The following is a 14,406-nucleotide window of genomic DNA, read 5'->3' on the forward strand; positions in this document are numbered from 1 at the left end:
TGACTCCGATAGAATATCGAACTCAGGCCTTGAAAGCCGCTTAACAGAAATGTCCAACTTTATGGGGTCACTTCAAATCCAAATGGACTGCTGGCTTTTTAATGTTCACTATTGTCGCCATTTCACTTGATTTGAAAATGATTGAGTGACTCTACACAATCACTCAACACGCTCATCATTTCAAATCAAAATGTCTGGTAAGACAGAGCAAATACAAGTCAACGTTACAGTGCTGCTTTCTTCGCTTCTGTAATCCAACCATCGAACGTGCTTTGGTTCGCTTTAATCCAACCGTTTACGTGCGCTTCGATATCCGCAGAGCTGTTCTTACCTTTACTCATCATCATGTTCTGAGCACTTACATCATTGATGTTAAGTTTGATGATTTCGAAAAGCTTCGCTGCTGATGGGTTGTTCTTAGCAAACTCTTTATTCGCAATAATGCGCATTGAGTTCATTTCGAAGCCGTAGTTTTTACCGTTAGATAACGTCGTATCCACGTTCGAACGCTCGCCAGGAAGTGCTGAGAAAGGAACCTCTAACCAAACTACATCTTCGTTAGGCACCAATACGCCACTTACCCAGTAAGGTGTCCACGTGTAGTAAAGGATTGATTCACCTTTTTGGTAACGAGAAATTGTATCTGCAATGATTGCAGCGTAGTTACCTTGGTTGTGAGTCACCGTATCGTCGAGTTTGAACGCTGAAAGTTGATGTTCAATCACCATCTCACAACCCCAACCTGGGTTACAGCCTGTTAGGTCTGCTTTGCCATCACCGTCCGCATCAAACAACTTCGCGATTTTTGGATCCGTTAATTGACCAATGTTAGTGATGTTGTACTTTTCAGCCGTTTTCTTATCAATTAGGTAACCCTGAGCAGCGCCGCTTACATATTGGCCTTCACGGTAGAATTTCTCATCACCACCAGCCATTGTGTATTTGTCAGCATGAAGCGGGAACCAACCTACTGTTAAGAACGTTGCATCACCCTTTGCAATTGAAGTGTAACCTACGTTGTAATCCACTTCTTGAGTTGATTTCACGTCATAACCCAGTTCTTCTAGAGCACGGTTAACGATCAATGTTTGGAACGTCTCTTCCGCTACAGACGATTGAACCGGCTGAACTGATACGCCCTCACCCGGTAGGCTTGCTGCCCACACGTTAGTCGATACCGCTAATGTAGAAACAATGCTTACTGCGAGTTTACTCTTCCATGAATTATTCATTGGTGTTTTTCCTTAATTGAAGTTCTGATTTGTTACCGCGATTAAGTACATTCAGTACAAGGGAAACAGGTCCCATGCGATACCAGCGTAATTTTGTATTACCAGCGTTGACACCCAGTACTTGGGTGATGCGGTCTAATAAGATGGCTAAGATAACGATGCCTAAACCACCAACAGCGGCCAGTCCCATATCTAAACGGCCAATACCTCTCAGTACCATTTGACCTAAACCGCCTACCGCAATCATTGATGCGATAACCACCATCGACAACGACAACATCAGTGTTTGGTTCACGCCGGCCATGATGGTTGGCAATGCAAGTGGCAGTTGAATTCGGTAAAGCATCTGTTTTTTGCTTGCACCGAATGAGTGACCCGCTTCGATCAATTCTTCCGGCACTTGCTGAATACCTAAGATGGTCAAACGTACAACAGGAGGAAGTGCGAATATGATGGTCACTACTACACCCGGAACGTTACCGATACCAAACAACATTACGATCGGTACTAAGTAAACAAAGGCTGGTGTGGTTTGCATAGCATCCAAAATCGGGCGCACGAATTTAGCCGCCGTGTTACTTCGGGCGAGCCATATCCCCATGGGTAAGCCAATCAACAGACAGAAGAATACGGATGTCATGACCAGTGACAATGTGGTCATTGCTTCAGACCAAGCGCCAATCAAGCCGATGAAAGTCAAAGACACGGCCGTTGCAACGCCAAGCTTCAAGTTTGAAAACTGCCACGCCACAAGAAACAAGATGATCAACATGAAGGGGGCTGGTGTAGACACCAACGCCGTTTCAAATGAACTTAGAATAAAATCGATAGGCACACGGATCGCTTGGAATAATGGGCGTCCGTGCTCAACTAACCAATTCAGTCCAGACTCAACCCAAGTGTCCACAGGCAACACAGCCTCTGCAAAAGGGTTCAGTGGATCAAAAGGTGTCGTTTCAACGGTTTCGCTACTTAACCAATCCGCTGATGGTGAGGTATCAGTGGTTTGACCCCAAGGATCATTATTTGTTTGTTCAGACGACATGATCTACCCCTTATCCAATGTTTGTAACAGTCGTGACTTAGTCACCACGCCAAAGTAATTACCTTGCTCATCCACAACAGGGACTGAGTAAGGCACACCACCAACTAGGCCAAGCACATCATTGATTGGTAAATCAGGGTTCAGCGTTAATCCATCATCGAGCTGCGCGCTGACGAGTGATTTATTCTCTTTGTGAGCTTTACGAAGCGAGTCGATAGAGACAATGCCGGAGTAACGGCTGCTCTTCTCAACTACGATGCCGTACTCGCGGTCGTTATCCATCAAAATTTGTAGAGCGGACGCTGGGCCATCGTGTTCTGATTTTTTAAATACCGCAGCTGGCTTCTTACGCGCAATGTCTTTCACAGTAAGTACGCTTGCTACGTTCACACCGCGGAAGAAAGCTTCGACATAATCGTTGGCTGGGTTATTAAGAATATCGTCTGGAGTACCTACTTGAACCACTTCGCCATTTTGCATAATCGCAATTCGGTCACCGATACGCATCGCTTCATCCAAATCATGCGAGATAAAAACAATGGTTCGTTTATCGTCATTTTGAAGGCGAATAAGCTCATCTTGCATTTCTGTACGAATCAAAGGATCGAGCGCCGAGAACGCTTCATCCATCAACAAGATATCTGGGTCACATGCTAGTGCACGAGCCAAACCAACACGCTGCTTCATACCACCAGATAGTTCATCTGGGTAAGATTCTGAATATGCGCCAAGGCCAACACGCTCTAGCGCTTCAAGTGCTGACTGCTTTCGTTGTTCAACTTCAACGCCCGCAAGCTCTAGACCAAACGCGGCATTTTCGATAACCGTCATATGCGGCATCAAAGCGAAATTTTGGAAAACCATCGAGATGTTGTTGCGGCGAACTTCGCGGAGTTCATCTTCTGAGATGTGGGCAATGTCTTTGCCTCGAAGAAGCACATTGCCTTTGGTAGGTTCGATCAAGCGGTTAAGAAGGCGTACTAGGGTTGATTTGCCAGATCCTGACAGTCCCATTATGACGAAAATCTCGCCTTCTTGAATACTAAGAGAAACATCGTTAACGCCGATCGTTAGCCCTGTTTCTTCGAATACTTTATCTTTATTTGCGCCTTCATTAATCATTGTAAAAGCACGGTCGGTGTCTTCACCAAACACCTTGTACAGTCCCTTAACTTCCAGTATGGGATCCATGTAATCTAATCCTTTCTCAGTTATTTAAACTTAAAAATGGTTATTTAAACCCAAAAAACAATTAGCACTCTAAGTAATTAGCACATGTAAATCAAGGAGCTTCGTTCGGTAAAACAAGGCAACAACCCAAAATCTGACCAGCGACATCAAGTTCAAAAAACAAGCACAAAAACCTCAAGACACTGATAAACAAAGAGATAAACAAGGCAAATACACGACCAATATTATGTATTACTTACTTGTAGATTATTGAATATTAATTTTACATTAGAGTAATTAATAGGCTAAATGAACCAACAAAAGCCACAATTAGTTTGTGCACAAATAATTCGAGTACGAACTTTTTATTAAGCTTTCATGATGTTTCAGAGGCGAAAGTTCGCTCGGTAAAAAAGATAGGGTCAACTATCAATCTCTAGCTAAAAACCAAAGGTCAACCAGCTAAAGTCAGCGAGTCGAAATCAACTTTTTCAACCAAGAATTTTAATACATCACACCAACTGTGATACTTGCTGCAAACTGTCAATTGGTGATTATCTAAGCTGGACTTCAACTTGTAGAGTGCTCATTGCTGAGCCATTCTTTATAAAAGAAATAAACATTTTCCCGTAACGAAATAGAGAAAAAGACAAGGAATTCGAATGATAAAAATGTTGGTGTGTGATTTTGACGGTACGCTTGATGGAGGCTCATCTCACGGTGTTAACCAGCTATTTGATTACCTCACAGAGCAACCTGATATTCGCTTTATCATCGCGACGGGAAGGACATTACCTTCGATTCGAGTGGGTTTAGAATCGGATAACTACCCGAAACCACACAGTATTATTAGCGATGTGGGCACGAAAATTCATCATGTTCATTCCAAAAAACCAGACCATGTTTGGCATAACCAACTGGAAGCTTCTTGGAACAAATCAAAGGTAGAGACGGCTCTCGCACCCCTTGATTTTATGGGTGAGCGCATAGAGAACCATCAAGGCGATTACAAGATCACCTTTGAAGGGAAGCTTTCAGAACCTCAACATGAACTGATTGAATCTAGCTTGGAAATGCACGGTATAGATGTTCACCTTACTTACTCTCATGATTGGTACTTAGATATCACACCAAAAGGAGTCAACAAGGCGACTGCGATTCACCACCTACTCGAACAACACGATTTGAGCGTTGCAGAAGTGTGTGTCGCCGGTGATTCAGCTAACGACACCTCAATGCTCACCATTGAGGGCGTAAACTCGATACTGGTCGCTAACCATTACCCAGAGGTTGCTCACCTATCTGATAGAGACAACGTGTACACCAGCAGAGCAACACATGCTGAGGGTGTTTTAGAAGGACTTAAATACTGGCAAAGGCGTGCAGCTGCGGGTAATTAGAAATAAGTAGAGGTGACCGACTGCTCCCTACTTCCTATCCTTATTTCCAACCGGGAAGCCAATGATCCTTGTCGGTGAGATCCCGCCAGTTGATGTTTTCCTCTCGTTTGGTCATCACCGCCTCTATCAAACAACGAATGACCTCCCCTTCTTCAAACTCGACCTCTGTGACCATAAAGTGTTTTTCTTTCTTTATTGGGCTAACGGCCGTCCATTTACTGCGAAGTAGTTTCTTTGGATTGATTCGATTCATGAGCTTATTTCTCGCTTAGATGTCATTGATTATTATGGGTTGTCTAGCCGACATTGAGTAATAGTCTTCATCGCAAGAAAAGGATCAAAAAAAGCCAGCGATTAGGCTGGCTTCGTTCAGTGAGCTATTTCTCGTTAGAGATTAGCCGTTTTTAGGTGGATCAAATGCCGTGAGTTCTAATACTGGACCTGTGTATTTTTCAATCTTCACAAGCGCAGAGTTTGCAGCACAGCCATTCGCCAAACGAGAAGTCGGGATATCCAACGTAAGCACGTTACAGCCACCGTTTTTACATAGACCTGTGTCTTTATCTAAATCTGGCCAACCGCCTTCATGGATACATACAGAGCCTTGTTTGATGCCATCCGTCACTAATGCACCTACCAATACTTGTCCACGACCATTATGTGCACGAACCAAGTCACCCGTTTTAATGCCTCGAGCTTTCGCATCTTCAGGGTGAATTGAAATCGGCTCACGGTTACCGATAGCATACTCTTCACGGATCTTCGCGTAGTTAAACTGGCTATGCAAACGGTGCGCGGCGTGCGCTGTCATTAGTTGCAGTTCGCCATCTTTAGCGTTGCCTGTGTACTCTGTTGGTTCTAACCAAGTTGGGTGTGCTGGGCAATCATCTAGTTGGTAACCTTCAATGGTTCTAGAAAAGATTTCAATCTTGCCACTTGGTGTTCCTAGTGGGTTCATAATTGGATTTTCACGGAAGTCAGCGTAGCGAACAAACTTCGCATTCTTGTCGTTCCACTTCATCTCAATCAGTTGGTTATCTTCCCAGAACTTACTGAAGGTTGGCATTGCAACACGTGCAGCGCGGCCACCTTGTTGAGCAGCTTTATAGAATTGGTACAGCCATTCCATTTCTGTTTTGCCTTCGGTGTACACCTCATGGCCACCAGGCGCTAACAGTTCTGCCATGTCTGCAAATACATCGAAATCGTTACGAGCTTCACCTTGAGGCTCAACCGCTTTCTTCATCGGCACTAAGTGTTGGTTACTGTAATCACCTGTCATCGTCATATCATTACGTTCAAACGATGTAGTAATTGGCAGAACAATATCCGCGTGCATCAACGAGACAAAACGGTTTTCTAAGTCAAAGAAGTAAATTGTAACTGCATTACAATGTTGGCTATCTCTTTTTCATAAACTCCTCACTCAATGAACCAAACAGAATTCCAACAAAAAATAGCGAGTTTCACCTCGATTGAACAAGCGCTTGATTACTTCGAAATTGGGTTTGATAGCAAGTTCATCGACCAAAATAGAGTCGAGCTTGTGAAACGCTTTAATGGTTACCTGATCCTGTCAAAACCCGATGATTGGTTCTCAGGAAGAAGAGCGCTGAAAAACGCTTATTGTAAGGTTCAACGCAGCAAGTTAGATCGCCACACGCGTTCTGCCTGCCGTGGCTGTACAACTTGCCAGCGTCGATAGATTGGAAGTACTGTTCAAAATAGAGAACAAAAAATAGATAGTTGAAATAATATCTCATTACGATTTAGTTAGTGGTTTGCTCGAAAAAAAGTGTGCTAGTCTTACGGCAACTCAACTACGAGATAAAAACTACAATGAAAATTTTCAGCAATTTCGAAAGCGGCAACATTCACGTCGTTTCAGCAGATTCACCACAAAACATTCAACTGACTATCCCAGCAGACTACCAAACTGAAATCTCTCAGTGGTTTCACTTCCGCTTAGAAAGTGAAGCTCAACAAGCTCACCACTTTGAAATCGGTCAATTGGCAACATCTGCCTACCCTGAAGGCTGGAAAGATTACGATGTAGTTGCATCGTATGACCGTGAAGAGTGGTTCCGTATCCCATCTCAGTTCGATGGCGATACATTGAGCTTTGATATCATCCCTGAACACGATTCAATGTACTTCGCGTATTTCGCACCGTACTCATACGATCGTCACCAAGATCTTCTGCACAGTGCTCAAACGCACCCAGCTTGTAAGCTTGAAACTCTAGGTCATACACTAGACAACAACGACATCACTTTGCTAACTATCGGCGAGCCAAGTGAAGAGAAGAAAAATATCTGGGTTATTGGTCGCCAACATCCAGGTGAGACGATGGCTGAATGGCTAATCGAAGGCCTGCTACAACGCCTGCTTGATGAAACAGATACAGTTGGTCGTTCACTGCTAGACAGTGTTGTTTTCCGCGTTGTTCCTAACATGAACCCAGATGGCAGCATCCGAGGTCACCTTCGCACTAATGCGATTGGCGTTAACCTGAACCGTGAATGGCAATCGCCTTCTATGAAACGTAGCCCAGAAGTATTCCTTGTTCGTGAGCGCATGCTAGAAACGGGCGTTGATCTGTGCCTAGACATTCACGGCGACGAAGCGATTCCATATAACTTTGTAGCCGGTAGCGAAGGCACACCTTCTTACAACGAGCGCATCGCGAAGCTAGAGAACCACTTCAAGCAAGCACTGCTCACTATCACACCTGAGTTCCAAGATGAATTTGGTTACGATAAAGACGAACCAGGCAAAGCAAACATGACTGTTGGCACAAACTGGATTGGTGAGCAATTCAAGTGTTTAGCTTACACCGTCGAGATGCCATTTAAAGATCACATCAGCCACGCTGACGAACTTTACGGCTGGTCTCCAGAGCGAAGTGTCGCGTTTGGTCACGACATGCTAGCCGCGGTTTGGGCAACAGTAGACGAACTATAAGGCGAACTAAGCTCATTAGCTTTACTTGATCGCCTTTGGTTTATAAGAATCTGGGTTATAGATAGAACAAAGCCCAGCACTTGTGAAAGTGCTGGGCTTTTTAATCTCTGCTTAGAATGAGCGATTTGCGCCTTAAGGAATCTAACGTCAGTCGCTTTTAAGCCACTCTTAGACTTGCAAAAAATACCGGGTATCTTTGCCTAATATGCCTTTGTTCAGACACCATATCTTTGAAGCTTGGGCCTTGTGATAGCTGAACGATCACTTCATCGCCCTCTTGTCTCAACACAGCACCACTAATATCGATACTGTTGTTGTCATGCAACCTCAAGGTGCCGGCCATTGAAAAGCCACGATAAACAGGAATGATGTTACGCATCATCAGGCGTACACCCTTTTCAGACACTTCACTGACATGAAAAAGCTCATCCTTAATTCGCATCACCGGACGTGCCTTTTGAGGGTACTTTAAGCGGTAATATTTGCGTTTCTGGGTGAATGAATCTTCACGCATTAGTGACTCCCTGTCTCTGTTATTTCGGTCAAGCAATAGACTGTAGCTTCAATTGGTCTCAAATAAACACATTCACCAAATTGATGGCTAATTATTATATCGACTTTCCGAGCTAATGCTTTAGAGATTTATACAGAGAAACAAGGATTGCTTAACATTCAGTAAAAAATGAGAACTGAATCGGAAATGAAAACCAAGATGGAAACGAGAACTAAGCCGGAAATGAACTGAGCCAATAGCTAAAAACCCAATTCTTCGCGTCACACCCTAAAGCTGAAACAATGCCAACTGAATGCTGAAGCCCACAAATAGAACCCCACACACAATGTTCATCATTTGCGAGGTGCGCTTTTGAACTAACAAGCGCTTAAAGGTATCCGCCATTAAGATCACAACCAAGAACCACATCGACACCACTGACGCTTGAATTGCACCGAGTATCAAACTGTCTGTCACAATCGCATCTGTTGAAACAAATTGAGGGAATATAGAAAGATAAAACAGGACAATTTTAGGATTCAGTAGATTAGTGAGAAGCCCTTTGAAAAATTGGTTATAAAGCTTACTTCCCGATGCACTGACCACAGAGAGCACGCCCTCTTGAGCGCGCAGCGCCGCACGAAAATGGTTATATCCAAGCCAGACAAGATACAAAACCCCAGCCCACTTTAGCCCTTCAAAGGCCATGGGAGTGTTCGACAGTAATAGGCTTATGCCGTTGGCCGAGATAAAGGCATGAAAAAAGAAACCACATGACACGCCCAACACGTTCACAAATGCGAACAGCTTCCTTTGAGTTAAGGCTGTGCTTAATACCAACAGCGCATTTGGGCCCGGGATAATGGCAATAAAAAACACGATAACAATAAACAGCCAGATACTGTCCCAACTCATTTCGATCTCATTTCATGAACATTTTTAGGGCGGACATTGTACGTCCATTCAGTGCCATTACAATATGATAAACGCTTAATTATCGCGTATGGCTAACAGACATAATTCGCGCGTATAATGAATGTGTTTATCGTCTAACATACAAAACTGATTCTCTAACATTTGTAGCCCTGTTAGACTCCACCTCCCTTTTGATACTTGGTTCATTTATGTCATTTGCTAGCCTAACCCTTAACGCAAAAACCGTCTCCGCGCTCCCATCTCAATTCAATAAGCCGACAGAGATACAGCAAGCGGTAATTCCTACCATTATTGCGGGGAAAGACGTACTTGCATTGGCTCAAACGGGCAGCGGTAAAACATTGGCGTTCGGCTTACCTTTACTGAATAACATCAACCAAGATGTAAATGAACTTCAAGCTCTGATCATTGTTCCAACCCGTGAACTTGCATCTCAAGTGACCAAATCTTTAGAGCCGATCGCGACAACGCTCAATATCAAATTGGTAACGCTAACGGGCGGCGTGAATAGTGATGATCAACAGCAACAATTATCGACTAAACCACAATTAGCCATCGCCACACCAGGCCGCCTACTTGCTTTAATCAAGAGTGGTGAACTGGATGTAACTCAGTGTTCATCATTGATTCTTGATGAAGCCGATCGCCTGATCGACATGGGCTTTTGGCCAGATATTCAAGCGATCACTGCAGCACTACCGAGCAAACGTCAGTCACTGTTGTTCTCTGCGACACTTCCGCCCGAATTAGTAGGCCAAGCTGAAGAGCTTCTTTCAAATCCAGTTAAAGTCACGACACATCAAGAAAACAGCGTGGTCGCGGCTATTGAAGAAACCCTGTACTTAGTGAACAAAGGCAGTAAAGCTCAAGCGCTCATCGCCCTACTCAATCAACACACATGGCCGCAAGTATTGGTATTTATTGGCGCAAAAGACAATGCCGAGGCATTAACCAAACGATTGAATAAAGCCAAAATCAGTGTGAGTGCGTTACATGGAAATAAGAGCCAAGAAGAACGAGAGCAAACATTAGAAAGTTTCAAAAATGGCGAGACTCGTGTGCTTATCGCGACAGACGTGATGGCTCGAGGCATTCATATTGATCAGTTACCCGTCGTGATTAACTTCGAATTGCCGTCACACGCAGCAACTTACGTACACCGCGTTGGTCGCACAGCAAGAGCAGGAAGTACTGGCTGCGCGATCTCTCTGGTTAGCCACAGCGAAACTGACTACCTCAATGCAATTCGCACCCTGACCAATAAGCCATTAGTGCTGCAACCATTAGAAGGTTTCCCGGTTACCGACAAACCTGCATCTGAAGCGACCGCTCGCAAGCGTCCACCTAAAGATAAAATGGCGAATCGAAGAACAGCCAAAAAGAAGAGCATTAAGCAATTTAAAAGCAAACCAAATAGCTCAAAGTAACCAGAAATAGCGCTAAGCAACCAGAAATTGAATAACTAGCTCAGTTTGTACTGGGCTTTTTTATATGCAACAAAATACAAATTCACACCCAAAAACTTCCCTAAAGTTGCCAACTTAAATGACACTTTTGTGAATTATGATGCCAACGTATTGATTCTTGGTTGCTCAAAAAAAATACTCTTAAATCACGTTGACGCCCCTATATCTGGCAACTAGATTTTTCTATTAGTGTCTACAACAGGAGGTCATTGAAATGAAACGTGCTAGCTCTACATATCGATTACAACTGATTAAGGAAGTGGCAACCCGCCGAGATCGTCAACGTTCCAATGACCCGATGGCAAACTACATACAAACCCTAATAGATAATAAAGATGATTGTGATACTTCGGTTGAACGCAACCAGAGGTTCAGTGGCAGTCATTTTGATGAGCACATAGGTGGTTGGGTAAGTGACCACTGGGGTAACAAGTAGGACAACGAGAGTAATCCAACCAGCATAACCGCTGTAGAATTCGTCTCCGCATTAACCTATCATCTGCAACAATTCCCTATCCTAGAGTAAGCAGAAAGTGTCTGAGTTAAAAAGAGAAAAAGAAGTGATGGTTGCCTTCCAAGTGATACCTCGCGTTAAAGAAGGCAACAACTTCGAAGTGGTTGATAAAGCCATTGAAGTTGTGAAAGCTGCCGATGTACCTTTCCAAGTCGGTGCGATGGAAACCACGATGAAAGGTGAACTCAACCAATTACTCGATATCGTTAAAAAAGCAGAACAAGCTTGCTACGATGCAGGGGCTGTAGAAGTGATCACAAACATTAAGATTCACAGTAAAACCACCGAGGCCGATGATACATTTTGCACGTACCATCGTGGTGTAACGAAAGCGAATCACATGTTTGTTTAATCACATTTTTGTTTCTGAAAACTGAGCTTTAAGAAAGACTCTGAAGAAAACCAGTGGTGTTATTGGAAAGGCATGTCTGAGAGGTGAGAAAGGATTTCCATTCGTTCTTCTTCTGACATCGAATGCCAATCACGCGGAGTCTCTTCAGGGTCATCTTTCGCCCCGATCGGTTTTCGGTCCAGTGCTTTGACTGGCTCTTTTTTGAGTTTTACGTTCTTTTTATTCATACCGACACCACTCTTTCAGGTACAAAGGTACCTACCTTAATATTACACCCCAACCATTATGTAAAGTAATAGTTACCTCGGAGTTAAATAAAATCTTAATACTTCCTCTTTAGCCAAAAAGATCTCTTTGGGGACTTGTATTTCCCTCTTCATCGACCTGCTTACCAACCAAGTTTTTTTGATTCATTATTTTTCTTCTATAGCGCTGACGACACAGCTTTATCACGTGCAATTGTTCTGACGCTGTCATCGACATCCAATTAAAGCGCTCTTCTCTTTTGCGCATACAACCATTGCAATAGCCTTTGTCATCGCTTGAACAAACCCCAACGCAAGGGCTTGGAACTTGGAAAAACTCTAACTGCTCCACCATGCCTCCTTACACATTCAAAATTACGCTTACTAACTCAAAAATAAGCGATTAATTTGTCGCCTAGCTCATGGAATCCATACTAAACTATGACCTTATACTGACACATATAGTGTTTTGTAAACTATACTTTGAACCCATCAAGTTACACTTATTCGGTAACTTCGTTCTTTCCTTTGGAGCCTTATAATATGAAGTTTAGTTCAAAAAAATTACTAGCAGTAGCCGCTTTACCTATGATGCTAGCAGCATGCACAACAACAGGTGACAACGCGATGCAAGTAACACCAACCGATCTACAGCACCATAATTGGGAACTTGCGCAAATTGATGGCAAGGACATTGTGAAAAGCGAAGACCAAGCAGCTCCTCGTCTAGAGATCGGCGAAAAGATGACTGCAAACGGTATGGCTGGTTGTAACAACTTCTTCGGTCAAGGCGAGCTGAAAGACGGTCAATTCCGTATCAAGCAAATGGGCATGACAATGAAAATGTGTCACGGCTCTGCGATGGAAATCGAACAATCGGTTTCTGCTACTCTAAGCGAGTGGAGCGACGTAACGCTAACAAACGATACGCTAGTACTGAAAAACGATGTACACACGCTAACATACACAATTCGTGACTGGGTAAACTAATCCGTCATCGAAACCAAATATTGATTAAAGGAGCCTGATGGCTCCTTTTTTATTGTCAGCAGCCCTCACTACTTCTTCAAAATTGACGCTCATCGCCGACTTCTCGTACTAATCTCCAATAAACCTCAAAAATCTCTCATTTAGATGCAATAAATTCAACGGTTCAGCGGTCTGTTGCTAGGATGGCAAAAGCCTAGAGTCTGTCGAGTTTTCGAGATGATTACATATCGAACAAAACTCAACCACGAACTCCCTGCTTGTTCTCAAGTAATTGATTGAATTTACTGTTGAATTAGAATTTATTTCAGAAACAGATAGAATAACTATTAGGGCATGTTGATCTTTCGTTAACCACGAAGGGTCAACACGCCCTAGGGAGTTTGAAAATACAATGCTCTTGCCCGTTCACTACCAAATGGAAAAGTTTATGAACAAGATAGTAAGTACGTTAGGAATCATGGCAACCGTTGCATACAGCGCAACCATTTATGCTGATGAAGCAACATCAACCGACAGCTGGAACCAAATAGAACAGCAGGCAGAGGGAGAAACTGTCTACTTTCACGCTTGGGGCGGAAGCCAAGAGATCAATCGTTACCTACAGTGGGCAGGCAAGAAATTACAAAGTGACTACGGTGTCACGTTGAAGCATGTGAAAGTAACCGATATTGCGGAAACCACCACTCGACTGCTCGCTGAAAAAGCGGCAGGCAAGAACAGTGAAGGCAGCGTCGATATCGTCTGGATTAATGGCGAGAACTTCCGTTCGATGAAAGACAACGCGCTGTTATTTGGGCCATTTACAGAATCACTTCCAAATTGGCAGTATGTCGATAAGTCTCTGCCAATTGATGTCGATTTCTCAGAGCCGACAGAAGGCTTAGAAGCACCGTGGGGCGTGGGACAACTGGTGTTCATTCACGATCAAGAGACGCTGCACAATCCACCACAATCATTCTCAGAGATGTTGAGCTACGCTCAAGCTTTCCCGAACCGCTTAAGCTACCCTCGCCCACCAGAATTTCATGGCACGAGCTTCATTAAGTCTCTATTGATTGAACTCACAAACAATAACCCTGCGCTGGCTCAGCCGGTTTCAGAAGACAACTTCCAAGAAGTGACGGCACCACTTTGGGCTTACTTAGATAAATTCCATAAAGTGGCGTGGCGCGGTGGCAAACAGTTCCCAGCAGGCACATCGGAAAGCATCCAACTTCTGGATGACGGACAGATCGATCTCGCGATTACGTTCAATCCAAACTCTGTTTATTCAGCACAAGCCAGTGGTCGCCTAGCCGAAACCACTAAGGCTTATGCTCTAGAAAGCGGCGCTCTATCTAACATTCACTTCCTTGCGATTCCTTGGAATGCCAATGCAACCGCAGGTGCTCAAGTGACCATTAACTTCTTACTGAGCCCAGAAGCACAGTCTCGCAAAGGTGACCTCAATGTTTGGGGCGATCCTTCGGTTCTGAGCAGCAAGTACCTCACTGGCAGCGCTAAAAACACTCAGCAATTTAAATCGGTTGATGAACCACACCCTAGCTGGCAAAACGCGCTCGAGAAAGAGTGGCTTAAGCGATACGGTAACTAGTCTTC

General features: G+C 43.9%; 16 protein-coding genes and 1 pseudogene. 8 read left to right on the forward strand and 9 right to left on the reverse strand.

Annotated features, from left to right (window positions below; genetic code table 11):
- Positions 1-224 precede the first annotated feature (224 nt).
- From proX to proV, 3 genes are read right to left on the reverse strand one after another with little or no spacing between them, the layout of a single operon-like run.
- Positions 225-1,232: a glycine betaine/L-proline ABC transporter substrate-binding protein ProX gene (gene proX / locus MSG38_RS09860; protein ID WP_017065372.1), complete on the reverse strand. Its 1,008-nt coding sequence runs from the start codon at positions 1,230-1,232 to the stop codon at positions 225-227.
- On the reverse strand, positions 1,225-2,277 hold the full coding sequence (gene proW, locus MSG38_RS09865; protein ID WP_248401737.1) for a glycine betaine/L-proline ABC transporter permease ProW: 1,053 nt from the start codon (positions 2,275-2,277) through the stop codon (positions 1,225-1,227). The genes proX and proW overlap by 8 nt, the downstream gene beginning before the upstream one ends.
- Positions 2,278-2,280: 3 nt before the next feature.
- The gene (gene proV / locus MSG38_RS09870) at positions 2,281-3,468 is read right to left on the reverse strand and encodes a glycine betaine/L-proline ABC transporter ATP-binding protein ProV (protein ID WP_048614446.1); all 1,188 of its coding nucleotides are present in this window, start codon (positions 3,466-3,468) and stop codon (positions 2,281-2,283) included.
- A 641-nt stretch (positions 3,469-4,109) separates the two neighbouring features.
- Here proV and MSG38_RS09875 point away from each other — a divergent pair.
- Positions 4,110-4,847: an HAD-IIB family hydrolase gene (locus MSG38_RS09875; RefSeq protein WP_248401738.1), complete on the forward strand. Its 738-nt coding sequence runs from the start codon at positions 4,110-4,112 to the stop codon at positions 4,845-4,847.
- 40 nt (positions 4,848-4,887) lie between these two features.
- On the opposite strand, the gene MSG38_RS09880 is transcribed toward MSG38_RS09875, so the two are convergent.
- Both MSG38_RS09880 and MSG38_RS09885 read right to left on the reverse strand, forming a co-directional pair.
- Complete coding sequence (locus MSG38_RS09880) at positions 4,888-5,100, reverse strand: TIGR02450 family Trp-rich protein (RefSeq protein WP_048609433.1); 213 nt, start codon at positions 5,098-5,100, stop codon at positions 4,888-4,890.
- A 141-nt stretch (positions 5,101-5,241) separates the two neighbouring features.
- Positions 5,242-6,231: pseudogene (locus tag MSG38_RS09885) on the reverse strand (molybdopterin dinucleotide binding domain-containing protein); the annotation flags it as partial.
- 45 nt (positions 6,232-6,276) lie between these two features.
- On the opposite strand from MSG38_RS09885, the gene MSG38_RS09890 reads away from it, so the two are divergent.
- The gene (locus MSG38_RS09890; RefSeq protein ID WP_048614798.1) at positions 6,277-6,552 is read left to right on the forward strand and encodes a nitrogenase-stabilizing/protective protein NifW; all 276 of its coding nucleotides are present in this window, start codon (positions 6,277-6,279) and stop codon (positions 6,550-6,552) included.
- Between the two features lie 134 nt (positions 6,553-6,686).
- Complete coding sequence (locus tag MSG38_RS09895) at positions 6,687-7,811, forward strand: M14-type cytosolic carboxypeptidase (RefSeq protein WP_248401739.1); 1,125 nt, start codon at positions 6,687-6,689, stop codon at positions 7,809-7,811.
- A gap of 157 nt (positions 7,812-7,968) precedes the next feature.
- On the opposite strand, the gene MSG38_RS09900 is transcribed toward MSG38_RS09895, so the two are convergent.
- Positions 7,969-8,325 (reverse strand): hypothetical protein, encoded by a 357-nt coding sequence (locus MSG38_RS09900; RefSeq protein ID WP_017060329.1) that lies wholly within the window; start codon positions 8,323-8,325, stop codon positions 7,969-7,971.
- A gap of 267 nt (positions 8,326-8,592) precedes the next feature.
- Positions 8,593-9,219, reverse strand: coding sequence for a LysE family translocator (locus MSG38_RS09905; RefSeq protein ID WP_248401741.1), 627 nt, complete (start codon positions 9,217-9,219; stop codon positions 8,593-8,595).
- Between the two features lie 209 nt (positions 9,220-9,428).
- Between MSG38_RS09905 and MSG38_RS09910 the strand changes: the two genes are divergently transcribed.
- From MSG38_RS09910 to MSG38_RS09920, 3 genes are all read left to right on the forward strand, one after another.
- A complete protein-coding gene (locus MSG38_RS09910) occupies positions 9,429-10,667 on the forward strand; it encodes a DEAD/DEAH box helicase (protein WP_248401743.1) in 1,239 nt (412 codons plus the stop codon).
- Between the two features lie 253 nt (positions 10,668-10,920).
- Positions 10,921-11,142, forward strand: coding sequence for a hypothetical protein (locus tag MSG38_RS09915; RefSeq protein WP_017057116.1), 222 nt, complete (start codon positions 10,921-10,923; stop codon positions 11,140-11,142).
- Positions 11,143-11,269: 127 nt separating this feature from the next.
- Positions 11,270-11,572 (forward strand): thiamine-binding protein, encoded by a 303-nt coding sequence (locus MSG38_RS09920; RefSeq protein WP_017065764.1) that lies wholly within the window; start codon positions 11,270-11,272, stop codon positions 11,570-11,572.
- A 59-nt stretch (positions 11,573-11,631) separates the two neighbouring features.
- Here MSG38_RS09920 and MSG38_RS09925 read toward each other — a convergent pair whose 3' ends face one another.
- Together MSG38_RS09925 and MSG38_RS09930 are read right to left on the reverse strand one after the other, a co-directional pair.
- Positions 11,632-11,799: a hypothetical protein gene (locus tag MSG38_RS09925; protein ID WP_009846446.1), complete on the reverse strand. Its 168-nt coding sequence runs from the start codon at positions 11,797-11,799 to the stop codon at positions 11,632-11,634.
- Between the two features lie 109 nt (positions 11,800-11,908).
- Positions 11,909-12,172, reverse strand: a complete 264-nt coding sequence (locus tag MSG38_RS09930) for a DUF1289 domain-containing protein (RefSeq protein ID WP_082151312.1) — start codon at positions 12,170-12,172, stop codon at positions 11,909-11,911.
- Between the two features lie 188 nt (positions 12,173-12,360).
- On the opposite strand from MSG38_RS09930, the gene MSG38_RS09935 reads away from it, so the two are divergent.
- Entirely contained in the window at positions 12,361-12,807 is a 447-nt protein-coding gene (locus MSG38_RS09935) for an META domain-containing protein (protein WP_004734625.1), read from the forward strand.
- A gap of 427 nt (positions 12,808-13,234) precedes the next feature.
- Positions 13,235-14,401 carry an ABC transporter substrate-binding protein gene (locus tag MSG38_RS09940; RefSeq protein ID WP_017060323.1) on the forward strand — a complete coding sequence of 389 codons (1,167 nt, stop codon included), beginning with the start codon at positions 13,235-13,237 and terminating at the stop codon, positions 14,399-14,401.
- The last annotated feature ends 5 nt before the right edge of the window (positions 14,402-14,406 follow it).

This window comes from Vibrio sp. 1CM24A (assembly GCF_023161725.1).
GTDB lineage: Bacteria > Pseudomonadota > Gammaproteobacteria > Enterobacterales > Vibrionaceae > Vibrio > Vibrio coralliirubri.